The 23,884-nt window shown below is 69.4% G+C and carries 19 protein-coding genes; 18 read left to right on the forward strand and 1 reads right to left on the reverse strand.

Going from position 1 to position 23,884, the window contains the following annotated elements:
- The first annotated feature begins 5 nt into the window (after positions 1–5).
- The 14 genes from HUJ28_10290 to HUJ28_10355 all read left to right on the forward strand — a co-directional run bounded on the left by HUJ28_10290 (position 6) and on the right by HUJ28_10355 (position 17,028).
- Positions 6–1,685, forward strand: a complete 1,680-nt coding sequence (locus tag HUJ28_10290; GenBank protein MBD3619852.1) for a penicillin-binding protein 2 — start codon at positions 6–8, stop codon at positions 1,683–1,685.
- Positions 1,682–3,187: a UDP-N-acetylmuramoyl-L-alanyl-D-glutamate--2,6-diaminopimelate ligase gene (locus tag HUJ28_10295; protein MBD3619853.1), complete on the forward strand. Its 1,506-nt coding sequence runs from the start codon at positions 1,682–1,684 to the stop codon at positions 3,185–3,187. Before HUJ28_10290 ends, HUJ28_10295 begins: the two co-directional genes overlap by 4 nt.
- Positions 3,184–4,539: a UDP-N-acetylmuramoyl-tripeptide--D-alanyl-D-alanine ligase gene (locus HUJ28_10300; protein MBD3619854.1), complete on the forward strand. Its 1,356-nt coding sequence runs from the start codon at positions 3,184–3,186 to the stop codon at positions 4,537–4,539. Before HUJ28_10295 ends, HUJ28_10300 begins: the two co-directional genes overlap by 4 nt.
- The gene (locus tag HUJ28_10305; GenBank protein MBD3619855.1) at positions 4,529–5,611 is read left to right on the forward strand and encodes a phospho-N-acetylmuramoyl-pentapeptide-transferase; all 1,083 of its coding nucleotides are present in this window, start codon (positions 4,529–4,531) and stop codon (positions 5,609–5,611) included. The genes HUJ28_10300 and HUJ28_10305 overlap by 11 nt, the downstream gene beginning before the upstream one ends.
- A 34-nt stretch (positions 5,612–5,645) precedes the next feature.
- Positions 5,646–6,989, forward strand: a complete 1,344-nt coding sequence (locus HUJ28_10310; GenBank protein MBD3619856.1) for a UDP-N-acetylmuramoyl-L-alanine--D-glutamate ligase — start codon at positions 5,646–5,648, stop codon at positions 6,987–6,989.
- Complete coding sequence (gene ftsW / locus HUJ28_10315) at positions 6,986–8,224, forward strand: putative lipid II flippase FtsW (GenBank protein MBD3619857.1); 1,239 nt, start codon at positions 6,986–6,988, stop codon at positions 8,222–8,224. The genes HUJ28_10310 and ftsW overlap by 4 nt, the downstream gene beginning before the upstream one ends.
- Positions 8,224–9,321 (forward strand): undecaprenyldiphospho-muramoylpentapeptide beta-N-acetylglucosaminyltransferase, encoded by a 1,098-nt coding sequence (gene murG, locus HUJ28_10320; protein ID MBD3619858.1) that lies wholly within the window; start codon positions 8,224–8,226, stop codon positions 9,319–9,321. Before ftsW ends, murG begins: the two co-directional genes overlap by 1 nt.
- Complete coding sequence (gene murC / locus HUJ28_10325) at positions 9,318–10,745, forward strand: UDP-N-acetylmuramate--L-alanine ligase (protein MBD3619859.1); 1,428 nt, start codon at positions 9,318–9,320, stop codon at positions 10,743–10,745. The genes murG and murC overlap by 4 nt, the downstream gene beginning before the upstream one ends.
- Complete coding sequence (gene murB / locus HUJ28_10330; protein ID MBD3619860.1) at positions 10,745–11,650, forward strand: UDP-N-acetylmuramate dehydrogenase; 906 nt, start codon at positions 10,745–10,747, stop codon at positions 11,648–11,650. The genes murC and murB overlap by 1 nt, the downstream gene beginning before the upstream one ends.
- The gene (locus HUJ28_10335) at positions 11,647–12,579 is read left to right on the forward strand and encodes a D-alanine--D-alanine ligase (GenBank protein MBD3619861.1); all 933 of its coding nucleotides are present in this window, start codon (positions 11,647–11,649) and stop codon (positions 12,577–12,579) included. Before murB ends, HUJ28_10335 begins: the two co-directional genes overlap by 4 nt.
- Positions 12,572–13,369: an FtsQ-type POTRA domain-containing protein gene (locus HUJ28_10340; GenBank protein ID MBD3619862.1), complete on the forward strand. Its 798-nt coding sequence runs from the start codon at positions 12,572–12,574 to the stop codon at positions 13,367–13,369. The genes HUJ28_10335 and HUJ28_10340 overlap by 8 nt, the downstream gene beginning before the upstream one ends.
- Before the next feature lie 20 nt (positions 13,370–13,389).
- The gene (ftsA, locus tag HUJ28_10345) at positions 13,390–14,625 is read left to right on the forward strand and encodes a cell division protein FtsA (GenBank protein ID MBD3619863.1); all 1,236 of its coding nucleotides are present in this window, start codon (positions 13,390–13,392) and stop codon (positions 14,623–14,625) included.
- Positions 14,626–14,697: 72 nt separating this feature from the next.
- Entirely contained in the window at positions 14,698–15,861 is a 1,164-nt protein-coding gene (ftsZ, locus tag HUJ28_10350; protein ID MBD3619864.1) for a cell division protein FtsZ, read from the forward strand.
- Between the two features lie 246 nt (positions 15,862–16,107).
- Positions 16,108–17,028: a UDP-3-O-acyl-N-acetylglucosamine deacetylase gene (locus HUJ28_10355; protein MBD3619865.1), complete on the forward strand. Its 921-nt coding sequence runs from the start codon at positions 16,108–16,110 to the stop codon at positions 17,026–17,028.
- An 18-nt stretch (positions 17,029–17,046) separates the two neighbouring features.
- Here HUJ28_10355 and HUJ28_10360 read toward each other — a convergent pair whose 3' ends face one another.
- Positions 17,047–17,478, reverse strand: coding sequence for a DUF721 domain-containing protein (locus HUJ28_10360; protein ID MBD3619866.1), 432 nt, complete (start codon positions 17,476–17,478; stop codon positions 17,047–17,049).
- Between the two features lie 163 nt (positions 17,479–17,641).
- Here HUJ28_10360 and HUJ28_10365 point away from each other — a divergent pair, with 163 nt between their 5' ends.
- The 4 genes from HUJ28_10365 to HUJ28_10380 all read left to right on the forward strand — a co-directional run bounded on the left by HUJ28_10365 (position 17,642) and on the right by HUJ28_10380 (position 23,833).
- Complete coding sequence (locus tag HUJ28_10365; protein ID MBD3619867.1) at positions 17,642–18,550, forward strand: peptidoglycan DD-metalloendopeptidase family protein; 909 nt, start codon at positions 17,642–17,644, stop codon at positions 18,548–18,550.
- Positions 18,551–18,854: 304 nt separating this feature from the next.
- The gene (gene secA / locus HUJ28_10370; protein ID MBD3619868.1) at positions 18,855–21,569 is read left to right on the forward strand and encodes a preprotein translocase subunit SecA; all 2,715 of its coding nucleotides are present in this window, start codon (positions 18,855–18,857) and stop codon (positions 21,567–21,569) included.
- A gap of 67 nt (positions 21,570–21,636) precedes the next feature.
- Entirely contained in the window at positions 21,637–22,848 is a 1,212-nt protein-coding gene (argJ, locus tag HUJ28_10375) for a bifunctional glutamate N-acetyltransferase/amino-acid acetyltransferase ArgJ (protein MBD3619869.1), read from the forward strand.
- Positions 22,849–22,867: 19 nt separating this feature from the next.
- Positions 22,868–23,833, forward strand: coding sequence for a Nudix family hydrolase (locus tag HUJ28_10380; GenBank protein MBD3619870.1), 966 nt, complete (start codon positions 22,868–22,870; stop codon positions 23,831–23,833).
- Positions 23,834–23,884: the final 51 nt, after the last annotated feature.

The following is a 23,884-nucleotide window of genomic DNA, read 5'->3' on the forward strand; positions in this document are numbered from 1 at the left end:
ATAAGATGCGACGCGTGCTGGTGCTCGGGGTATTCGCCCTGGGCATGCTGGTGCTCGTCGGTCGCGCCATCGACCTGCAGGTCCTCAAGCAGGACTTCCTGCGCGGGCAGGGCGATGCCCGCCACCTGCGCGTGGTGGGCATGCCGGCCCACCGCGGCATGATCACCGACCGCAACGGCGAGCCGCTGGCCATCAGCACACCGGTGGACTCGGTCTGGGCCAACCCGCGCGAGCTGTCGCTCGCCGACCCGCGGCTGCCACAGCTGGCCCGGTTGCTGGAGCTGGACCAGGACGACATGCTGCGGCGTCTGGCGGCGCGCGAGACCCGCGAGTTCGTCTACCTGCGCCGTCACGTCAGCCCGGAACTCTCTGCCCGGGTGCAGGCCCTGGAGCTGCCGGGCGTGGCCCTGGAGCGCGAGTATCGCCGCTACTACCCCATGGGCGAGGTGATGGCCCACGTGGTCGGCTTTACCAATATCGACGATCGCGGCCAGGAGGGGCTGGAACTCGCCTACGACGAGTGGCTGGCTGGCGTGCCCGGTGCCAAGCGCGTGATCAAGGATCGCCTGGGTCGGGTGATCGAGAACGTCGAGGCGCTGCGCCCGCCGCGTGCCGGCAAGCCGCTGACCCTGTCCGTCGATCGCCGCATCCAGTATCTCGCCTATCGCGAGCTCAAGCAGGCCGTGCAGGCCGAGGGCGCGCGCTCCGGCTCGATCGTGGTGATGGACCCGCGTACCGGCGAGGTGCTGGCCATGGCCAACCAGCCGGCCTTCAACCCCAACACCCGTCGCAACCTGCGCGGCGAGCTGTATCGCAACCGTGGCGTCACCGACGTCTTCGAGCCGGGTTCGACCATCAAGCCGTTCACCATCGCCGCGGCGCTGGAGGCGGGCGTGTATGGCCCCGCCAGCCAGATCGACACCGGGCCGGGCTTCGTGCGGGTGGGCGGTCACACCATCCGCGACGTGCGCAACTACGGGCGCATCGATCTGGCGACCGTGATCCGCAAGTCGAGCAACGTGGGGGCGAGCAAGATCGCCCTGTCGCTCGAGCCGGAGGCCCTCTGGTCGCTCTACAGCCAAGTGGGGTTCGGGCGGATCACCGGCGCGGGCTTCCCGGGCGAGGCCGCCGGGGTGATGGGCGACTACAGCCGCTGGAACGAGGTCGAGCGGGCCACGCTGGCCTTCGGCTACGGCCTCTCGGTCACTCCCCTGCAGCTCGCCCAGGCCTACAGCGCCATCGCCGCCGACGGCATGCTGTACGAGGCGACCTTCCTGCGCCGCGAGGGCGCTGCCCCCGGGCGCCGCGCCATGCGGGCGGAGACGGCGCGCCAGGTGCGCGCCATGCTCGAGGGCGTGGTGAGCGGCGAGGGGACGGGCCTGCGTGCCGCCATCGAGGGCTACCGCGTGGCCGGCAAGACCGGTACGGCGCGCAAGTCCACGGTGGGCGGTTACGCCGAAGACCGTTACATCGCCGTGTTTGCCGGCATGGCCCCGGCCAGCAATCCGCGCCTGGTGGTGGTGGTGATGATCAACGAGCCGGCACGCGAGGAGTATTACGGCGGGCACGTGGCCGCGCCGGTGTTCCGCGAGGTGATGACCGGTGCCCTGCGCCTGCTCAACATCCCGCCGGATGATCTGCCCGCCCTGCAGGCGCGGCAGCCCGGCAGGGGAGGTGCGGCATGAACGCCGTGGCCACCGACTGGGCCCTGGGTCCGCTGCTGCGCGGTCTCGCCGAGGTGCCGGGCACGGCCGCGCGGCTGCCGGTGGGCGGCCTGGCCCTGGACAGCCGGCGCGTGCACGCCGGCGATCTCTTCCTCGCCTGCGCCGGGACCCGTCAGCACGGCCTGAGCCACGCGGCCCAGGCCATCGAGCGTGGCGCCGTGGCGGTGGCCTGGGAACGGGTGCGCGGACAGGCCACGCCGGCCGCGGACCGCGTCCCCTTCGTCGCCGTCGACCGGCTGACGCACAAGCTGGGCGTGGTCGCGGACCGGTTCTACGGCCATCCCTCGCAGGAGATGGGCGTGATGGGCGTGACCGGCACCGACGGCAAGACCTCGGTGACCCAGTTCCTGGCCCAGGCCCTGGACCAGGGCAGTGCCCGCTGCGGCGTGGTAGGCACCCTGGGTTACGGTCTGCACGGGGCGTTGCAGCCGGGTACCCACACCACGCCAGACGCCATCACCCTGCAGCGCGAGCTCGCCGCGATCCGCGACGCCGGCGCCCGCTGGCTGGCGATGGAGGTCTCCTCGCATGCCCTGGACCAGGGGCGCGTGAACGGCGTGGCCTTCGACTACGCCCTGTTCACCAACCTGGGGCGCGACCACCTGGATTACCACGGCAGCCTCGAGGCCTATGGCGCCGCCAAGCAGCGCCTCTTCACCTGGCCGGGGCTGGACTACGCCATCATCAACCTCGACGACGCCTTCGGCCGCGCGCTGAGCGCCGCCGTGCCGGCCGGCGTGCGTCAGCTCGGCTACAGCCTGGAGGCGGATGTAAGGCACCCGGTCGACTGCGTGGCCGTGCGCCGGCTGGACCTGCATGCCGGCGGCTTCGGCGCCGAGGTCGTCACCCCCTGGGGCAGGGGCGAGCTCGAGGCCGCCGTGCTCGGCCGCTTCAACGTGCAGAACCTCCTGGCCGTACTGGCCACCCTGCTCGCCATCGGCGTGGAGCTGCCCGACGCCCTGCTGCGCCTGCGCCGCATCCGCCCGGTGCCGGGCCGCATGCAGCTGCTCGGCGGCGGCACGCGCCCGCAGGTGGTGGTGGACTACGCCCACACCCCGGGGGCGCTGGAACAGGTGCTGGGCGCCGCGCGCGAACACACGGCCGGCCGCCTGGTCTGCGTGTTCGGCTGCGGCGGCGACCGCGACGCCGGCAAGCGACCGCTGATGGCGGCGGTGGCCGAACGGCTGGCCGATACGGTGATCGTCACCGACGACAATCCCCGCCACGAGGACCCGGCCACGATCGTCGCCGACATCCTCGCCGGTTTCCGCGAGCCGGCGGCCGTGACGGTGGAACACGACCGCGAGGTGGCCATCCGCGCGGCCATCGCCGCCGCGCGGCCCGGCGACCTGGTGGTGGTCGCGGGCAAGGGCCACGAGACCGTGCAGCAGCTGGGCGGGCGCGCCATCCCCTTCAGCGATGTCGAGGTGGCCACGCGTTGCCTCTCCGGGGGTGCGGCATGAGCTGGCTGATGCTCTCCGACATCGCGGCCATGGCCGGCGGCGAGCTGATCGGCGCCGACACCGCCGTGCAGGGCGTATCCACCGACAGCCGCAGCCTGCGCGAGGGCGACCTCTTCATCGCCCTGCGCGGCCCGCGTTTCGATGCCCACGACTTCGTGCCCGACCTGGAGGCGGCCGTCGCCGCCATGGTCGAGCACCTCTGCGACACGGTGCTGCCGCAGGTGCTGGTGGAAGACACCCGCCTGGCCCTCGGGCGCCTGGCCCGTGCCTGGCGCGCGCGGCTCTCCACCACGGTGGTGGGGCTCACCGGCAGCAACGGCAAGACCACGGTCAAGGAGATGATCGCCGCCATCCTGCAGGAATGCGGCAGCGTGCATGCCACCCGCGGCAACCTGAACAACGACATCGGCGTGCCCCTGACCCTGCTGGCCCTGCGCGATACGCACGACTACGCGGTGATCGAGATGGGGGCGAACCACGCGGGCGAGATCGCCTATCTCACGGCCATCGCCCAGCCGCACGTCGCGCTCATCACCAATGCCGGCCCGGCCCATCTCGAGGGCTTCGGCAGCATCGAGGGCGTGTCCCGCGCCAAGGGCGAGATCTTCCAGGGCCTGCCGGCCGACGGGGTGGCGGTGATCAATGCCGACGATACCTATGCCGACTACTGGCGCGGGCTCAACACGGGGCGTCGCATCCTGGGCTTCGGCGCCGAGCAGGCGGCCGACTTCACCGGCAGCCTGGCCGCCGACGGCCAGCTGCGGATGCAGACGCCGGAAGGCGAGCTCACGCTGGGCTTCGCCCTCAAGGGACGCCACAACCTGCTCAACGCCCTGTGTGCGGCCGCCGCGGCCAGCGCCGCGGGCGCACCCCTGGAGGCCATCCGTCGCGGACTGGCGGCCATGCAGCCGGTGAGCGGGCGTCTGCAGGCCCGCGCGGGCCGCAACGGCGCGGCGCTCATCGACGACAGCTACAACGCCAACCCCGCCTCCATGCGCGCCGCCATCGACGTGCTGGCCGGGCGCCCGGGCCGGCGGGTGTTCGTGATGGGCGACATGGGCGAGCTGGGTGGCGATGCGACGGCCATGCACGCGGCCATCGGCGAATATGCCCGCGCCGCCGGCATCGAGCGCCTGCATGCCCTGGGCCCGCTGAGCGGTGCCGCCGCCGAGGCCTTCGGCGCGAACGCCGAACACCACACCGACTGGCGGGCCCTGGCCCAGGCGGTGGCCGACGAGCTGGCGGCCAACGTGACCGTGCTGGTCAAGGGCTCGCGTTCCATGCGCATGGAACGGGTGGTCGCCTTACTCGAACAACAAGAACCGGACATGGGGAAGGGTCATGCTGTTTAGCCTGTTTGATGCCCTGAGCGAGTACTACAGCGGATTCCGGGTCTTCCAGTACCTGACCTTCCGCGCCATCCTCGGTGTACTCACCGCCCTGGTGATCTCCTTCATGGTCGGTCCCTGGATGATCCACCGCCTGAGCCGCTACAAGATCGGCCAGCAGGTGCGCGCCGACGGCCCGCAGACCCACCTGACCAAGGCTGGCACGCCGACCATGGGGGGCGCCCTGATCCTAGTGGCCGTGGCCATCTCCACGCTGCTCTGGTCGGATCTCGCCAACCGCTTCGTCTGGACGGTGCTCATCGTCACCCTGCTGTTTGGCGCCGTGGGCTTCATCGACGACTACAAGAAGCTGCGCTTCGGCAATTCGAAGGGCCTGTCGGCACGCGCCAAGTACTTCTGGCAGTCGGTATTCGGCCTCGGGGCGGCCTTCTTTCTCTACTTCACCGCGGCCTCGCCGGCCGAGACCACCCTCTACGTGCCGGTGTTCAAGGACGTGAGCTGGGAGCTCGGCTGGCTGTTCGTCCCGCTGGCCTATTTCGTCATCGTCGGCTCGAGCAACGCGGTCAACCTCACCGACGGGCTGGATGGCCTGGCCATCATGCCCACCGTGCTGGTGGCCGGGGCGCTCGGCATCTTCGCCTATGCCACCGGGCACGTGAATTTCTCCCAGTACCTGCAGATCCCCTATGTCGCCGGGGTCGGCGAGACCGTGGTGTTCTGCGGCGCACTGGTCGGCGCGGGGCTGGGTTTCCTCTGGTTCAACGCCTATCCCGCCCAGGTCTTCATGGGCGACGTCGGCGCGCTGGCGCTGGGCGCCGCGCTCGGCCTGCTGGCGGTGATGGTGCGCCAGGAACTGGTGCTGGTGATCATGGGCGGCGTGTTCGTCATGGAGACCGTCTCGGTGATCCTGCAGGTGGCCTCCTTCAAGCTCACCGGGCGGCGCATCTTCCGCATGGCGCCGCTGCACCACCACTTCGAACTCAAGGGCTGGCCCGAGCCCCGGGTGATCGTGCGCTTCTGGATCGTCACGGTCATCCTGGTGCTGATCGGGCTGGCCACGCTGAAACTGCGCTAGGGACGACTTTGTGCTGGCAGAGGCAGACAACGCGATGACGGCAAGACCGGAACAGGCGGCCACCCTGATCGTCGGGCTCGGCAAGAGCGGCCTGTCGGTGGCGCGCTTCCTCGCCCGCCAGGGCGAGGCCTTCGCCGTGGCCGACAGTCGCGCCACGCCGCCGGGTGCGGCCGAACTCGCCACCCTGTGCCCCGCCTGCGAGACGGCCTTCGGGGCCTTCGATGCGGCCTATTTCGCGCGTTTCCGTCGGCTGATCGTGAGCCCGGGGGTGGCCGTGGCCGAGCCGGCCATCGTCGCCGCGCGCGCGGCCGGGGCCGAGGTCATCGGCGACATCGAACTCTTCGCCCGCGCCGTGACCGCCCCGGTGATCGCCATCACCGGTTCCAACGGCAAGAGCACCGTCACCACCCTGGTGGGCGAGATGGCCGCGGCCGAGCGGCGCGTCGCCGTGGGCGGCAACCTCGGCACACCGGCGCTGGACCTCCTCGAGGGACCGGCGCCCGACCTGTACGTACTGGAGCTGTCGAGCTTCCAGCTCGAGACCACCGGGAGCCTGGCCCCGGCGGCCGCCACGGTGCTCAACCTGAGTGCGGACCACCTGGATCGCTACGACTCCATCGAGGCCTATGCACAGGCCAAGGCACGGATCTACGCCAACGCCGCCGTGCAGGTGATCAACCGTGACGACCCGGTGGCGGCGGCCCTGGCCACCGGCGACGGTCGGCGCGTGAGCTTCGGCCTGGACGCCCCGGCCGATGGACAGTGGGGCTTTGCCGAGATCGACGGCGAGGGCTGGCTGCTGCGCGGTACCGAGCGTGTACTGCGCGAGGACGACCTGCGCATCCGCGGGCGGCACAACGTGGCCAATGCCCTGGCGGCCCTGGCGCTCGGCGAGGCCGCGGGGCTCTCGCAGGAGGCCATGTGCCAGGTGCTGCGCGCGTTCCCGGGCCTGCCGCATCGCAGCCAGTGGGTGGCGACGGTACGCGGTGCCGACTGGTTCAACGACTCCAAGGGCACCAACGTGGGGGCCACCCTGGCCGCCCTCAACGGCATGACCGCGCCGGTGGTGCTGCTGGCCGGCGGCCTGGGCAAGGACCAGGACTTCACCCCGCTGCGCCCCGCGCTGGCGGAGAAGGGCCGGGCCCTGGTGCTGTTCGGCCGCGATGCCGGCCTCCTCGCGCAGGCCGTGGGCGATGCCGTGCCGGTGGTGCGCGTGGATTCGCTGGAGGCGGCCGTGGCCGCCGCGGCCGACCGGGTCGAGCCGGGCGACGTGGTGCTGCTGTCGCCGGCCTGCGCGAGTTTCGACATGTTCACGGGCTACGAGGAACGCGGTCAGCGCTTCGTCGCACTGGTGAACGCCCTGGGAGGTGAGGCATGAGCATGCTGCAGGCCAGCCGCACCCCGCAGGAAAAGATCGCGGTGAAGATGCGTCAGCACCTGGACGTCGGGCTGGTGCTCGTGGTCGCCACCCTGCTGGGCCTGGGTCTGGTGATGGTCACCTCCGCCTCCATCGGTGTGGCGGAGAAGCAGACCGGCAACCCGCTGTATTTCTTCGAGCGCCAGCTGGTGTTCGTGCTGGCCGGCATCGCGGTGGCCGCCGCGATCTACCGGGTGCGCCTGGCCCACTGGGAGCTGGCGGGCCTTGCGCTGCTGCTCTTCACCTTCGTGCTGCTGATGCTGGTGCTGGTGCCGGGCATCGGCAAGACGGTGAACGGCAGCACGCGCTGGATCCCGCTCGGCGTGATCAACCTGCAGGTCTCCGAGCTCGCCAAGCTGTGTTTCGTGATCTATGTCGCCGGCTACCTGGTGCGCCACGGGCGCGACGTGCGCGAGACCTTCAGCGGCTTCATGCGCCCGGTGATCGTGCTGGGCCTGGCCGCCGCGCTCATGCTCATGGAGCCGGACTTCGGCGCCGCCGCCGTGCTCATGGCCACCGGCCTCGGCATGCTGTTCCTGGGCGGCGTACGCCTGGGGCAGTTCGGCCTGCTGATGGCCGTGGTGGCCGGCGCCCTGGCGGTGCTGGCCGTCTCCTCGCCCTATCGCCTGGCGCGCCTGACCACCTTCCTCAATCCCTGGGCGGACCCCTTCAACAGCGGCTTCCAGCTCACCCAGTCGCTGATCGCCATCGGCTCGGGTTCCTGGACCGGCCTCGGGCTGGGGGCCAGCATCCAGAAGCTCTTCTACCTGCCGGAGGCGCACAACGACTTCCTCTTCGCCGTGCTGGCCGAGGAGCTGGGCCTGATCGGCGTGGTCGTGGTGGTCGCGCTCTACGGCTACCTGATCTGGCGCTGTTTCGCCATCGCCGCCGCCGCCGAGCGCTGCGGCCATGCCTTCGGGGCCTACATCGCCTACGGCGTCGGCATCTGGATCGGTTTGCAGGCCTTCATCAACATGGGTGTGAACATGGGCATCCTGCCGACCAAGGGGCTGACCCTGCCGCTGATGAGCGCCGGGGGCAGCAGCATGCTGGTGATGTGCGCGGCCATCGGTCTGCTGCTGCGCGTTCATCGCGAGACGGCGCAGGCCGGGGCGCAGCTCGCGGTGTATTCCAGTGCCGCCATGCGCAAGCCCCGGCCGGTGCGCGAGCGCCGCAGTCTCAAGGAGGTGGCGTGATGGCCGGCGAGCGTCCCGTCATGATTGCGGCCGGCGGCACCGGTGGGCACGTCTACCCGGGGCTGGCCGTGGCGCGCGAGCTCGAGGCGCGCGGCATCCCGGTGCTGTGGATGGGTACCCGCAAGGGGCTCGAGGCGCGCGTGATCCCGGCGGCCGGCATTCCCATGGCCTGGTGCACGGTGAGCGCACTGCGTGGCAAGGGGGTGCTGACCTGGCTGCTGGCCCCCTTCCGACTCGCCTACGCGCTGGTGCAGGCCGGCCTCATCGTCCTGCGTCACCGCCCGCGGCTGGTGCTGGGCATGGGCGGCTTCGTCTCCGGCCCGGGCGGGGCCATGGCCGCGCTGCTCGGCCGCCCGCTGGTGATCCACGAACAGAACGCCGTGGCGGGGCTGACCAACCGCATCCTCGCCCACCTGGCGCGCCGCGTGCTGCTGGGCTTCCCGGACAGCTTCGCTGCCTCGCGCAAGACGGTCTACACCGGCAACCCGGTGCGGGCCGACATCGCCGCCATCGAACATCCCGAACTCCGGCTGGCCGGGCGCAGGGGCCAATGCCTGCGGGTGCTGGTGGTGGGCGGCAGCCTGGGCGCCCAGGCACTCAACCAGGCCCTGCCCGAGGCGCTGGCGCGGATGGATGAGCACAGTCGCCCGCAGGTCTGGCACCAGACCGGGCCGCGCAATCTCGAGGAGACGCGTGCGCACTACCGCCAGGCCGGTGTCGAGGGCCGGGTGGATGCCTACATCGAGGACATGGCCGAGGCCTATGCCTGGGCCGACGTGGTGGTCTGCCGCGCCGGGGCGCTGACCGTGGCCGAACTCGCCGCCGTGGGGGTGGGCGCGATCCTGGTGCCGTTCCCCTTCGCGGTGGACGACCACCAGAGCGCCAATGCCCACTTCCTGGCGCACACGGGCGCCGCCGTCCTGCTGCCGCAGGCCAGTCTGACGCCGGAGCGCCTGGCCGGCGAGCTTGCGGCCCTGGACGGTGACCGTGAACGGGTGATGGGCATGGCCATGGCCGCCCGTGCCCAGGCGCGTCCCGAGGCCGTCAGGCACGTGGCCGATCTCTGCGAGGCCGTGATGAGGGGGGAGGCCGCATGAGCCAGTATCCGAACACCATGAAGCAGCGGCGCATCCGCCGCATCCATTTCGTCGGCGTGGGCGGCTCCGGCATGGGCGGCATCGCCGAGGTGCTGGCCAACCTGGGCTACGCGGTCAGCGGCTCGGACATCGCCGAGAACAGCGTGACGCAGCGCCTGGCCGGTCTGGGCGTGACGGTCTTCAAGGGGCATGCCGCCGCGCAGGTGGAAGGCGTGGACGTGGTCGTCATCTCCAGCGCCGTGAAGGAATCCAACCCCGAGGTTCAGGCCGCGCGCGAACACCGTATCCCGGTGGTGCCGCGCGCCGAGATGCTGGCCGAGCTGATGCGCTTTCGCAACGGCATCGCGGTGGCCGGCACCAACGGCAAGACCACCACCACCAGCCTGGTGGCGAGCCTGCTGGCCGAGGCGGATCTCGATCCGACCTTCGTCATCGGCGGGCGCCTGAACAGCACGGCCAGCCACTCGCGCCTGGGCAGCGGCGAGTACCTGGTGGCCGAGGCCGACGAGAGCGACGCCTCCTTCCTCTACCTGCAGCCCATGATCTCGGTGGTCACCAACATCGACGCCGACCACCTCGAGACCTACGGCGGCGACTACAACCGGCTGCGCGAGACCTTCGTCGAGTTCCTGCACCACCTGCCGTTCTACGGCCTGGCGGTGCTGTGTCTGGACAACCCCGGGGTGCGTTCCATCCTGCCGGAGCTGACGCGTCCGGCGGTGACCTACGGCATCGAGCAGGCCGCCGACTACCGCGCGACCAGTCTGCGCTACGAGGGGGCGGCCACGCACTTCGAGGTGACCCTGCCCGAACGCGACGCGCCGCTGGCGGTGAAGCTCAACCTGCCGGGCACCCACAACGTGCTCAACGCCCTGGCGGCGATCGCGGTGGCCCATCAGCTCGGCATCGAGGATCACGTCATCCAGCGCGCGCTGGAGAAATTCCAGGGCATCGGCCGGCGCTTCCAGATGTACGGCGACATCGATACCCCGCAGGGCCGGGTCACCCTGGTGGACGACTATGGCCACCACCCGGTGGAGATGGCCGCCACCCTGGATGCCGCGCGCCACGCCTTCCCGGGGCGCCGCCTGGTGCTGGCCTTCCAGCCGCACCGTTACACGCGCACCCGCGATCTCTTCGAGGACTTCGCCCAGGTACTGGGCGAGCCCGACGTACTGGTGCTGCTCGACGTCTACCCGGCCGGCGAGGAGCCGATCGCCGGTGCCGATGGCCGGGCGCTGGCGCGTACCGTGCGCCTGCGCGGCAAGGTCGAGCCGATCTTCATCGAATCGGTGGAGGCCCTGCCCGAGGCCCTGGGTGACGTGCTGCGTGACGGCGACGTGCTGCTCACCATGGGGGCAGGCAACATCGGCGCCATGGCCGCGCGCCTGCCCGAGCGGCTGACGGGGGAGGGGACGCAGTGATGGCCCGGGCGATCGACACCCGCCGGCTGCGCGGCGAGCTCACGGAGGACGTGCCCATGGCGCGCCTGACGAGCTGGCGCGTGGGCGGCCCCGCCGAGCGCCTGTACCGCCCGGCCGATGTCGACGACCTGGCCCTGTTCCTGTCCCTGCTGCCGGCCGACGAGCCGCTGACCTGGATCGGCCTGGGCAGCAACCTGCTGGTGCGCGACGGCGGCGTGCGCGGCACCGTGATCGCCCTGCACGGCATGCTCGACGAGCTGGAGCTGATCGCCCCCGGCGTGATCCGTGCCGGGGCCGGTGTGCCCTGCGCCAAGGTGGCGCGCTTCGCGGCGAAGAACGGCCTGGTCGGCGGCGAGTTCCTGGCCGGCATCCCGGGCACCATGGGCGGGGCACTGGCCATGAATGCCGGCGCCTTCGGCGGCGAGACCTGGGAGAAGATCGCCCGCGTCGAGACCCTGGACCGCCAGGGCCGGCGCCACGTGCGCATGGCCGACGAATACCGCATCGCTTACCGCTCGGTGCAGGGACCGGCCGAGGAATGGTTCACCGCCTGCGAGCTGGTGCTGGCGACGGGTGACGGCGAGGCCTCGCAGGCCCGTATCCGCGAACTGCTGAACCGTCGCGGCGAGACCCAGCCCACCGGCCTGCCGAGCTGCGGCTCGGTGTTCCGCAACCCGCCGGGCGACCACGCCGGGCGGCTGATCGAGGCCTGCGGGCTCAAGGGCCACTGCATCGGCGGGGCCTGCGTGTCGGAAAAGCACGCGAACTTCATCATCAACACGGGCGATGCCACCGCGCGGGACATCGAGGCGCTCATCGCCCACGTGCAGGCCACGGTGGCGCGCGAGCACGGCATCGAGCTGATCGCCGAGGTGCGCGTGATCGGCGAGGAGGAGGGCGCATGAACGGCGCCATGCAGGCAGACGACTTCGGCAAGGTGGCGGTGCTCATGGGCGGCTGGTCCGCCGAGCGCGAGGTCTCGCTCAAGAGCGGACGCGCCGTCCTGGCCGCGCTGCTGGAAAACGGCGTGGACGCCCACGGCATCGACGCCGGGCGCAACATCCTCTCGGTGCTGCCGGCCGGCGGCTACGACCGCGTCTTCATCGTCATGCACGGACGAGGTGGCGAGGACGGCGCGATGCAGGGGGCGCTGGAGGTGCTGGACCTGCCCTACACCGGCAGCGGCGTGATGGCCTCGGCCCTGTGCATGGACAAGCTCATGACCAAGCGCCTCTGGCAGGGCGTAGGCCTGCCCACGCCGCGTCACGAGCTGCTGCACCATGACAGCGATTTCGCCGCCATCGTCGAGCGCCTGGGCCTGCCGCTGATCGTCAAGCCCGCGCTCGAGGGCTCGAGCATCGGCATGAGCCGGGTGGATCGCGCCGAGGACCTGGAGCCGGCCTACCGCACGGCGCGCGAATACGGCGAGCGGGTGTTCGTCGAGCAGTGGATCACCGGCGGCGAGTACACGGCGGCCATCCTCAACGGCGAGGCCCTGCCGCTGATCCGCCTGGAGACCCCGCACGCCTTTTACGACTACGACGCCAAGTACCAGGCCAACGACACGCGCTACCACTGCCCCTGCGGCCTGTCCGCGGACGAGGAGGCCGAGATGCAGGCGCTGGCCATGCAGGCCTTCCATGCGGTGGGTGCGAGCGGCTGGGGCCGGGTGGACTTCATGCGCGACGCCGGGGGCCAGCCCTGGCTGATCGAGGTGAACACCGTGCCCGGGATGACCGATCACTCGCTGGTGCCGATGGCGGCGCGCGAGGCCGGGATCGATTTCAACGCGCTGGTGATGCGGATACTCGCCACCAGCCTGGAACGTGGATGAGCGCGGCGTGCCGCGACGGGAGCGAACCAATGCGAAACGCCGAAAGCCGCAACAACGCATCGACCCGGCGCGGTTGCGCCGCTGGTCGTGGCGGGTGGGTGCGGGCGTGATGCTGCTCGCCGTCATCGCCGCCGCCTGGGCCGGGTTCGAGAAGCTGCGCGACCCGCGGACCCTGCCGGTGCAGCAGGTGCGCATCGAGGGCGAGTTCGCCCACCTGGACCGCGCCGAGCTCGAACGCGTGGCTGCGCCGCTGGTCGCCGGTGGGTTCTTCACCATCGACCTGCGCGAGGTGGAGACGGCGGTGGAGGCCCTGCCCTGGGTCTTCGATGCCAGCCTGCGCCGCGAGTGGCCGGGCACGCTGGTGCTGACCGTGAGCGAGCAGGTGGCCATCGCCCGCTGGGGCGAGGACGCCCTGCTCAATCCCTACGGGGAGCTGTTTACGCCGCCCCCGGCCAGCTTCCCGGAAGGGCTGCCCGAGCTGCATGGCCCGGCCGGCCAGCAGCGCCCGCTGATCGAGCGCTTCATCGAGGTCAGCAGGTTGTTGGAGACGGCGGGGCTGCAGCCGCGCGCCCTGATCGAGGACGAGCGCCGCGCCTGGCGGCTCACGCTGGACAACGGTGTGGAGATGCTGCTCGGTCGCGAGGAATCGCTGGCGCGCCTCGAGCGCTTTGTCGCGGTCTATCCGCAGACGCTCGAGCGCAGGGCCGACGCACTGAAGCGTGTGGACCTGCGCTACACCAACGGATTTGCCGTGGCCTGGCGGGCAGAGACCCAGCCGGCCGCGCAGTAAGAAGAAGGGGATGAGACGCGATGTCCAAGAAGACTGAGAAAGGCATGATTGTCGGCCTCGATATCGGCACCTCCAAGGTGGTGGCCATCGTCGGCGAGGTGAACGACGAGAACCGGATCGAGATCATCGGTATCGGTTCGCACCCGTCGCGCGGCCTGAAGAAGGGCGTGGTGGTGAACATCGAGTCCACCGTGCAGTCGATCCAGCGTGCGATCGAGGAGGCGGAGCTGATGGCCGGCTGCCAGATTCACGCCGTGCATGCGGGTATCGCCGGCAGCCACGTGAAGAGCCTCAATTCGCACGGCATCGTGGCGATCAAGGACAAGGAGGTGATGCCCACCGACGTGGATCGCGTGATCGATGCGGCCCGCGCCGTGGCCATTCCGGCCGACCAGCGCATCCTGCACATCCTGCCGCAGGAATTCATCATCGACGAACAGGAAGGCGTGCGCGAGCCGGTGGGCATGTCGGGCGTGCGCCTGGAGGCCAAGGTGCATCTCGTCACCGGCGCGGTTAGCGCGGCGCAGAACATCGTCAAGTGCGTGCGCCGCTGCGGGCTCGAAGTGGACGACATCATCCTCGAACAGCTCGCCTCCAGCCAGTCGGTGCTCACCGAGGACGAGAAGGAACTGGGCGTGTGCCTGGTGGACATCGGCGGCGGCACCACCGACCTGGCCGTGTTCACCGAAGGCGCGATCCGCCATACCGCCGTGATCCCGATCGCCGGCGACCAGGTGACCAACGACATCGCCGTGGCCCTGCGCACGCCCACGCAGCACGCCGAGGAGATCAAGGTGAAGTACGCCTGTGCGCTGCGCCAGCTCGCCAATCCCGACGACACCATCGAGGTGCCCAGCGTGGGCGACCGTCCCCCGCGCCGCCTCTCGCGCCAGACCCTGGCCGAGGTGGTGGAGCCCCGGTACGAGGAGCTGCTCACGCTGGTGCAGGCCGAGCTGCGCCGCAGCGGTTTCGAGGACCTGGTGGCCGCGGGCATCGTGCTCACCGGCGGCTCGGCCAAGATGGAAGGCGTGATCGACCTGGCCGAAGAGGTCTTCCACATGCCGGTACGCCTGGGCGTGCCGCAGGGCGTGAGCGGGCTGGTGGACGTGGTCCGCAACCCGATCTACGCCACCGGCGTGGGGCTGCTGCTGTTTGCCCACCAGTGCCGCGGCAGCGGCGGGGTGGATATCCGCCACGAGGGCGGCTTCAACGGCGTGATGCGCCGCATGAAGAGCTGGTTTCAGGGGAATTTTTAAGGGTCTGGGTCCTCCCGGTGTGCGGGAGGGTTCTTTCAATGGCACAAGAGTGACACCAAGAGGAGAATCATCATGTTCGAGCTGATGGACAACTACGCACAGAACGCCGTGATCAAGGTCATCGGCGTCGGCGGCGGCGGTGGCAACGCCGTCCAACACATGGTCAAGGCCAACATCGAGGGCGTGGATTTCATCTGCGCCAACACCGATGCGCAGGCCCTGAAGAACGTGGCGGCCCGCACCACGCTGCAACTGGGCAACAACATCACCAAGGGCCTTGGTGCCGGTGCCGATCCGAACGTGGGCCGCGAGGCCGCGCTGGAGGATCGCGAGCGCATCCAGGAGTGCATCCAGGGGGCGGACATGCTCTTCATCACCGCCGGCATGGGTGGTGGTACCGGCACCGGCGGGGCGCCGGTGGTGGCCCAGGTCGCCAAGGAGATGGGCATCCTCACCGTGGCCGTGGTCACCAAGCCCTTCCCCTTCGAGGGCGCCAAGCGCATGCATATCGCCAAGCAGGGCATGGAGGAGCTGTCCAAGTACGTGGACTCGCTCATCACCATCCCGAACGAGAAGCTGCTGACGGTGCTGGGCAAGGGCGTGAGCCTGCTGGACGCCTTCTCCGCCGCCAACGACGTGCTGTTGGGTGCCACCCAGGGCATCGCCGAGCTGATCACCCGCCCGGGCCTGATCAACGTCGACTTCGCCGACGTGCGCACCGTCATGTCCGAGATGGGCATGGCCATGATGGGCACCGGTTCGGCCAGTGGCGAGGGCCGTGCCCGCGAGGCCGCCGAGGCCGCGATCTCCAGCCCGCTGCTGGAGGACGTGAACATCGCCGGGGCCAAGGGCATCCTGGTGAACGTGACCGCGGGCCTGGATCTCTCCATCGGTGAGTTCGAGGAGGTGGGTGAGGCCGTTCGCGCCTTTGCCTCCGACGACGCCACCGTGGTGGTGGGTACCGTGATCGATCCGGAGATGAGCGACGAGCTGCGCGTGACCCTTGTGGCCACCGGCCTGGAGGGCAGTGGTGCCCGTGCGCCGCGCCCGGTCGAGAAGCCGGCAATGAAGGTGGTGGAGCGTCAGGCCGACGGCGAGGTCAACTACGAGAACCTCGAACGCCCCACCGTGATGCGCAAGCAGGCGGTGAACGGCGGCCCGGCCTACGACCCCCGCGGCGAGTTCGACATGGAGTACCTGGACATCCCGGCCTTCCTGCGCAAGCAGGCCGACTGACCCGGGAGACAGGTGCGCGAAGTGTGCGCGGGTGCCGGTTATGCCCGAGGGAACGCGCTAGCATGCGCTGGGCCCGGCGACAGCGATTGGCCGCGGGATTGCACAAACCCGATGCGATTCTCCTCGAATGTGCCATAATGGTGCGGTTTCGAGGCCAATCAGCGCACAATGGCGCCATTTCGCCGCATGGCGGACTGGCCCGCTTATTGCGACAAGACCAAGACACCTGCAGCGGGATGCGAGAGATTGATTAGCCAGCGCACACTGAAGAACACGATCCGGGCGACCGGCGTCGGCCTGCACACCGGGGAACAGATTGTCCTGACCCTGAGGCCGGCACCGGTGGATACCGGTATCGTGTTCCGGCGCGTCGATCTCGAGGTGCCGGTGGCGATCCCCGCGCATCCCGACAATGTCTGCGACACGCCGCTGTCCACCACCCTGGGGGCGGGCGGCGCCCGGGTTTCCACGGTCGAGCACCTGCTCTCGGCGCTCTCCGGCCTGGGGATCGACAATCTCTACGTCGATCTCAGCGCGGGGGAGGTGCCCATCATGGACGGCAGCGCCAGCCCCTTCGTCTTTCTCATCCAGTCCGCCGGCATCCAGGAGCAGTCTGCACCCAAGCATTTCATCCGCATCAAACGTCGCCTGCGGGTGGAGGACGGGGACTGCTGGGCCCAGCTCGAGCCCTTCGACGGCTTCAAGGTCGGCTTCACCATCGATTTCGATCATCCGGTGTTTCGCCAGAGCGGCCAGCAGGCCGAGCTGGATTTTGCCGCCACCTCCTTCGTCCGCGAGATCAGCCGGGCCCGCACCTTTGGTTTCATGCGCGACATCGAGCAGCTGCGCGAGCGCCAGCTGGCCCTGGGTGGCAGTCTCGAGAATGCCGTGATGCTGGACGATCAGCGCGTGCTCAACGAGGATGGGCTGCGTTACGAGGACGAGTTCGTCAAGCACAAGATCCTCGATGCCATCGGCGATCTCTATCTGCTGGGACACAGCCTGATCGGCGCCTATGGCGGCCACAAGGCCGGCAGTGCCCTCAACCACCGGTTGCTGCGCACGTTGCTGGCGGATGAAACGGCCTGGGAGCAGGTGAGCTTCGAGGACGTGCGGCACACCCCGCGTTCCTATCGCCAGGGCATCGGGGTGGCGGCCCCGGCCTGAAGCCGGGCGGCAGTCCCGTCAGTCATCGCCGCGCGGGGCGCGGCGGGCGAGTTTCTGTAGGGCGGCCCGGAGTTCCGGGTCGTCGGTGGCGCCGGCGGCGCGTTCCAGCGCCCGGCCGCTTTCGCGGCTGAGGCTCAGTCGGCGGCGCGGGGGGTCGCGGGTGACGCGCGGGGCGGCGATGCGCACACGGCATTTTTTCAGGGCCAGGCCGTACTCGGCACCGTATTCGGCGTTGATCTGCTTGAGGATCTCGCGCTGCAGATAGCGCAGCTGCGAGGCCCAGGTGCTGGCATCGGTGACCAGGGTGAGTTCCTGATCGCGTATGCCGGCCGCCCAGCAATGCTCCCCGAGCGGCGCCGGCAGCAGGCCGCGCAGGCTGAAGTTCAGCCGTTCCAGCAGGCGGGCCTGCTCGAGCAGTCTGGGGGCGAGAAGTCGGTTGAGTGGGTGCATCGGGCTGACGAATGACCTGGATCAGGCGGGCCGGTGGCCCGCAAACGGGGTTAGAATCGTGTTCTGCATCACGCAGGGGGGCGCCGCCGAAGGTTTCCCCGGGCGGATGATACGGGTATTCTAGCCCCATGCGGAGAAAGCTGCAGTTTCACTGGATGGATCGATGAATATCATTTTCTGCTCCAAGAAGGGGGCCGCGCCGCGCAGCGTCCATTTCACGCACTGGGCCCATTTCCTGATCCCGGTGGTGATGGTCTCGCTGTTTGCCGGTGGCCTGCTGGGGCTCGGGTACTACCTGGGTAGCAGCAAGGCCCCGACCGAGCGGGTCGCCCGCTGGGAGGTCGAGCTCAAGCAGCAGCGCCTGCAGATCGAGGAGGCCCGTAACCTCACCCAGGCGAACATCGATGCGCTCACCCAGCGTCTCGGGCAGCTACAGGGGCACGTCACCCGCCTCAACGCCCTGGGCAGCAAGCTGGTGAAGATGGCCGATATCGATGCATCGGAATTCGACTTCGGCAGCCCGCCGGCGCTGGGCGGTCCCGAGGAGGCCCTGGCCGATGGCGGCCTCAATGCCCCGGACCTCGTTGCGGCCATCGACCAGCTGGCGGCCCAGATCCAGGACCGCGAGCAGCAGTTGCAGGTACTGGACCAGGTCATCATGACCCGGTCGCTGCAGAAAGAGGTCTACCCCAAGGGACGCCCGATCGTGAAGGGCTGGACCTCCTCCTACTACGGTGTACGATCCGATCCCTTCACCGGCAAGCCCGCCATGCACAACGGCATGGATTTCGCCGGCAAGCACGGCTCCGACGTGGTCGCAGTGGCCGGCGGAGTCGTGACCTGGTCCGGCAAGCGCTGGGGCTACGGCAATCTGGTCGAGATCAATCACGGTAACGGCTATGTCACCCGCTACGCGCACAATTCCGAACACCTGGTCGAGGTGGGCGAGGCGGTGAAGAAGGGGCAGGTCGTCGCCAGAATGGGCACCAGTGGCCGCTCCACCGGCCCGCATGTGCACTTCGAGGTGCTGCACAACGGCCGGCATGTCGATCCTGCCAAGTTCCTGAACTGATGTCCGGTTGCGGACATTCCCCCGATGGGTGCGATGGGCTGCCAGCCTGCGCGCCGGGAGGGGCCCTGCCTACCGCCAGCCCACATGCCTTGATAGCGGGGGTGAAGCCGGTAAAATAGTCCGCGCTTCGCCTGCCCTGGCGGCCATCACCGCGCAGCAGGGCGAGCCGGCCACCCGCCACCACCCGGGTGCGACGGCTGCCGGTGCCATTGGCACGGCCGCCCGTGCGGATGATTCGGTGCCTCTGCGTCTTCCCGCCCAGACATAACCAAACACAGACAAGCATCAGGAAGCCACTTTATTTATGGTCGCGCAACTCTTCACCAAGGTCTTCGGCAGCCGCAATGAACGGCTGGTGCGTCGATATCGCAAGACAGCCAACCAGATCAACGCCCTCGAGGAGGGCTTCAAGGCCCTGAGTGACGCCGAGCTGCAGGCCAAGACCGCGGAGTTCCGCGAGCGGCTGGATCGCGGCGAGAATCTGGACGCCCTGCTGCCCGAGGCCTTCGCCACCGTGCGCGAGGCCAGTCGCCGCGTGCTCGGCATGCGCCACTTCGATGTGCAGCTCATCGGCGGGATGGTGCTGCACGATGGCAAGATCGCCGAGATGCGTACCGGCGAGGGCAAGACCCTGGTCGCCACCCTGCCGACCTACCTGAATGCGCTCACCGGCAAGGGCGTTCACGTGGTCACGGTCAACGACTACCTGGCACGCCGTGACGCGGCCTGGATGAGCAAGCTCTACGGCTTCCTCGGGCTCTCCACGGGGGTGATCGTGAACGGACTGGACCCGGCCGAGCGGCGTGCGGCCTATGCCTCGGACATCACCTACGGCACCAACAACGAATTCGGCTTCGACTACCTGCGCGACAACATGGCCTTCTCGGCCGATGATCGCGTGCAGCGCGGCCTCCACTACGCCGTGGTCGATGAGGTCGACTCCATCCTCATCGACGAGGCACGTACTCCGCTCATCATCTCGGGCCCGACCGGGGAGAACTCCGAACTGTACCTGGCCATGAATGCCCTGGTGCCCAAGCTCGTCCGCCAGGAGGAAGAGGATGGCCCGGGCGATTACAGCGTCGACGAGAAGACCAAGCAGGTGCACCTCACGGAGGACGGTCACGAGCACGTCGAGGCGCTGATGACCGAGACGGGGCTGCTGCGGGAGGGGGAGAGCCTCTACGACGCCGGCAATATGAACCTGATACATCACCTCAATGCCGCCCTGCGCGCACATGCGCTCTATCACCGCGATGTCGAATACATCGTGCGTGACGGCCAGATCGTGATCGTGGATGAATTCACCGGCCGCACCATGCCGGGTCGCCGCTGGTCCGAGGGCCTGCACCAGGCCATCGAGGCGAAGGAAGGGGTGAAGATCCAGAACGAGAACCAGACGCTCGCCTCGATCACCTTCCAGAACTATTTCCGCCTGTACGAGACGCTCTCCGGGATGACCGGTACGGCCGACACCGAGGCCTTCGAGTTCCAGCAGATCTATGCCCTGGAAGTGGTGGTGATCCCCACCCACAGGCCCATGGTCCGCAACGACATGAACGACCTCGTGTTCCTGAACTTCAAGGACAAGTACGAGGCCATCCGCAAGGACATCGAGTGGTGCGTGGAGCACGGTCGGCCGGTGCTGGTCGGCACCACCTCGATCGAGAACTCCGAATACCTCTCCAACCTGCTGAAGAAGGCTGGCATCAAGCACGAGGTGCTCAACGCCAAGCAGCACGAGCGCGAGGCGCATATCGTGGCCCAGGCCGGGCGCCCGTCGGCCGTGACACTGGCCACCAACATGGCCGGTCGTGGTACCGACATCGTGCTGGGCGGCAGTCTGGAGGCCGAGCTGGAGGCACTGGGCGAGAATCCGGACCCGGCGAAGGTCGAGGCGGTGAAGACCGAGTGGCAGAAGCGTCACGATGCGGTGCTGGAGGCCGGTGGTCTGCACATCATCGGCACCGAGCGTCACGAGTCGCGGCGCATCGACAACCAGCTCCGCGGCCGTGCCGGCCGTCAGGGTGATCCGGGTTCCTCGCGTTTCTACCTGTCGCTGGAAGACAGCCTGATGCGCATCTTCGCCTCGGATCGCGTCAAGCAGCTGATGCAGCGCCTCGGCATGCAGGAAGGCGAGGCGATCGAGAACAAGTGGGTGACCCGGGCGATCGAGAACGCACAGCGCAAGGTCGAGGCCCACAACTTCGACATCCGCAAGCAGCTGCTCGAATACGACGACGTGGCCAACGACCAGCGCAAGGTGGTCTACCAGCAGCGCGCCGAGCTGCTGGAATCCGAGGATATCCACGAGGCCATCGTCGCCATCCGCCTGGACGTGATCGACGAGACCATCAGCCTGTACATCGCCCCGGGCAGCATGGACGAGCAGTGGGACATCCCGGGCCTGAGCGCGGTGCTCAACGACGACTTCGGGCTCGACCTGCCCATCCAGGAGTGGCTGGACCAGGAGGCCGACCTGCATGAGGAGGCTCTGCGCGAGCGCATCCAGGCCGAGGCGGAGGGCGTGCTGTCCGCCAAGGAGGAACGGCTCGGTGCCGAGACCATGCGTCGCATCGAGAAGGACCTGATGCTGCAGGTGCTCGACAACCACTGGAAGGAACATCTGGCCGCCATGGACTACCTGCGCCAGGGTATCGGTCTGCGCGGTTATGCGCAGAAGAACCCGAAGCAGGAGTACAAGCGCGAGGCCTTCGAGATGTTCCAGGCCATGCTGGAGCGCATCAAGCACGACGTGATCGCCATGCTCATGCGCATTCACATCCCCAGTGCCGAGGAGCTGGCCGCCTATGAGGCGCGCCAGCGCGAGGCCCAGAAGGCTCGCGAGATGGAATTCCAGCACGCCGAGGCGCAGAGCGCCCTGGCCGGCGGGCCGGGAGGCGAGGAAGAGACTCCGGACCAGCCCTATCGCCGCGAGGGCCGCAAGGTCGGTCGCAACGACCCCTGCTGGTGCGGCTCGGGCAAGAAGTTCAAGCATTGCCACGGCAAGCTGAGCTGAGCGCAGCGTTCGCCCCGGCCGCCGCCCGCGGCCGGGCATTATTTGTTCTGGTTCTCTGAGGTGTCCTATGGCAGTTGGGCTTGAGGCTCCCCCGTCGCTGCTGCCGGTGGCCGGCGTGCGCCTGGCCGCGGTGGAGGCGGGCATCCGTTATCGCAACCGGCGCGACCTGGTGCTGCTGGAACTGGCCGAGGGGAGTACGGCGGCCGCGGTGTTCACGCGCAATGCCTTTCGCGCCGCTCCCGTGCTGGTGGCCGAGGCGCATCTGGCCGCCGCCGCGCCGCGCTACCTGCTCATCAACTCGGGCAACGCCAATGCCGGCACCGGCCAGCCGGGGCTGGATGCCGCAAAGGCCTCCTGCCAGGCCCTGGCCGAGGCGGCCGGGTGCCGGGCCGAGGAGGTGCTGCCGTTCTCCACGGGCGTGATCGGCGAACCCCTGCCGGTGGAACGCATCGCCCAGGCCCTGCCATCGGCGGTCGCGGCCCTGGCCGAGGATGCGTGGATGGATGCGGCCCGCGGCATCATGACCACCGACACCCTGCCCAAGGGCGTCTCGCGCCAGGTCGAGATCGACGGCCGTACCGTGACCCTCACCGGGATCGCCAAGGGCTCTGGCATGATCCATCCGGACATGGCCACCATGCTGGCCTATGTGGCCACCGACGCGGCCCTGCCGGCCGACGTGCTCGGGCAGTGTCTGCGCCTGGCCGCCGACCGCTCCTTCAATGCCGTGACCGTGGACGGCGACACCTCCACCAACGACGCCTGCGTGCTCGCCGCCACCGGCAAGGCGGGTGTGACGATCGACGAGGGGGCTGGGCTGGATGCCTTCCAGGCGGCGCTGGACGCCGTCTGCATGCAGCTGGCCCAGGCCATCGTGCGCGATGGCGAGGGGGCGACCAAGTTCGTCACCATCGACGTCCTGGGTGCCACCAGCGAGGCGGAGGCGCGGCAGGTGGGCTTTACCATCGCGCACTCGCCGCTGGTGAAGACCGCGCTGTTCGCCAGCGATCCCAACTGGGGGCGCATCCTCGCCGCCGTGGGCCGGGCCGGCCTGGACGACCTGGACGTGAACCGCATCGACATCCACCTGGGCGAGGTGCGCATCGTGCGCGGCGGCGGGCGCGACCCGGACTACACCGAGGCCCAGGGGCAGTCGGTGATGGCGCAGGCCGAGATCCCGATCCGTGTCGAGCTCAACCGGGGCGAGGCCTGTGCGCGCATCTGGACGACGGACCTTTCCCATGAGTACGTGCGCATCAACGCCGAGTACCGCAGCTGAGCAGGGCGCATCGCCCGTGATGCCCGAGCATCTTCACGTCGTCGCCGCCGCGATCCGCAACGCGGCCGGCGAGTACCTGCTCACCCGGCGCGGCGACCATCAGCATCAGGGTGGCCTGTGGGAGTTCCCGGGCGGCAAGGTCGAGCCCGGCGAGACGCGCGAGGCCGCTCTAGCGCGGGAGCTGCAGGAAGAGCTGGGCATCGCCCCCCGACAGGCCCGCCCGTTGATCGGTATTCCCCATGCCTATGCCGACAAGCGGGTGTTTCTTGATGTCTGGCTGGTGGAGGCCTTCGACGGCGAGCCGCATCCGCACGAGGGGCAGCCCATGCGCTGGGTGCCAGGGGCCGAGCTGTCGCAGCTCGCGTTTCCGGCCGCCAATCGTCCCATCCTCACCGCCCTGGCCCTCCCGGCGCGTTACCTGATCACGCCCGAACCGGAAGCGGATGCGGTGTTTCTCGACCACCTGGAACAGGCGCTGGCCACGGGCATACACCTGGTACAGCTGCGCAGCCACACCTTGCCGGAGGCCGCGCTGGAAGCGCTTGCCGCACGCGCACTCGCGCTGGTGCATCGCCATGGCGGCCGCCTGCTGCTGAACAGCGACCCGGCACTGGCCCGGCGGGTGGGCGCCGACGGTGTCCACCTGAGCGCGGCCCGGTTGCGCTCCCTGGGTCCCGAGGCCGTGTCGTCGCTGCGCGCCGGGTCGGATGATTTCCTGGTCGCCGCGTCCTGCCACGACGCAGCAGAGCTTGCACGGGCTGCCGCCATCGGTGCCGACTTCGCCGTGCTGGCGCCGGTGGCCACCACCCGCACGCATCCGGAGGCCCGCCCGCTGGGCTGGGATGCCTTCGCGGACCTGGCCCGCGGCACCCCGCTGCCGGTCTATGCCCTGGGCGGCATGGGCGAGGCGGATCTGGCCGTAGCGCAGGCGCATGGCGCGCAGGGGATTGCCGCGATCCGGGCGCTGTGGCCCGGCGCGGTCTAGCAGGCCGTTGAAAAACCCACCACTTCGGGCGCCCTGACTCCCAGATGATGG

The organism is Chromatiales bacterium (genome assembly GCA_014762505.1).
In the GTDB taxonomy this organism is placed as follows: domain Bacteria; phylum Pseudomonadota; class Gammaproteobacteria; order SpSt-1174; family SpSt-1174; genus SpSt-1174.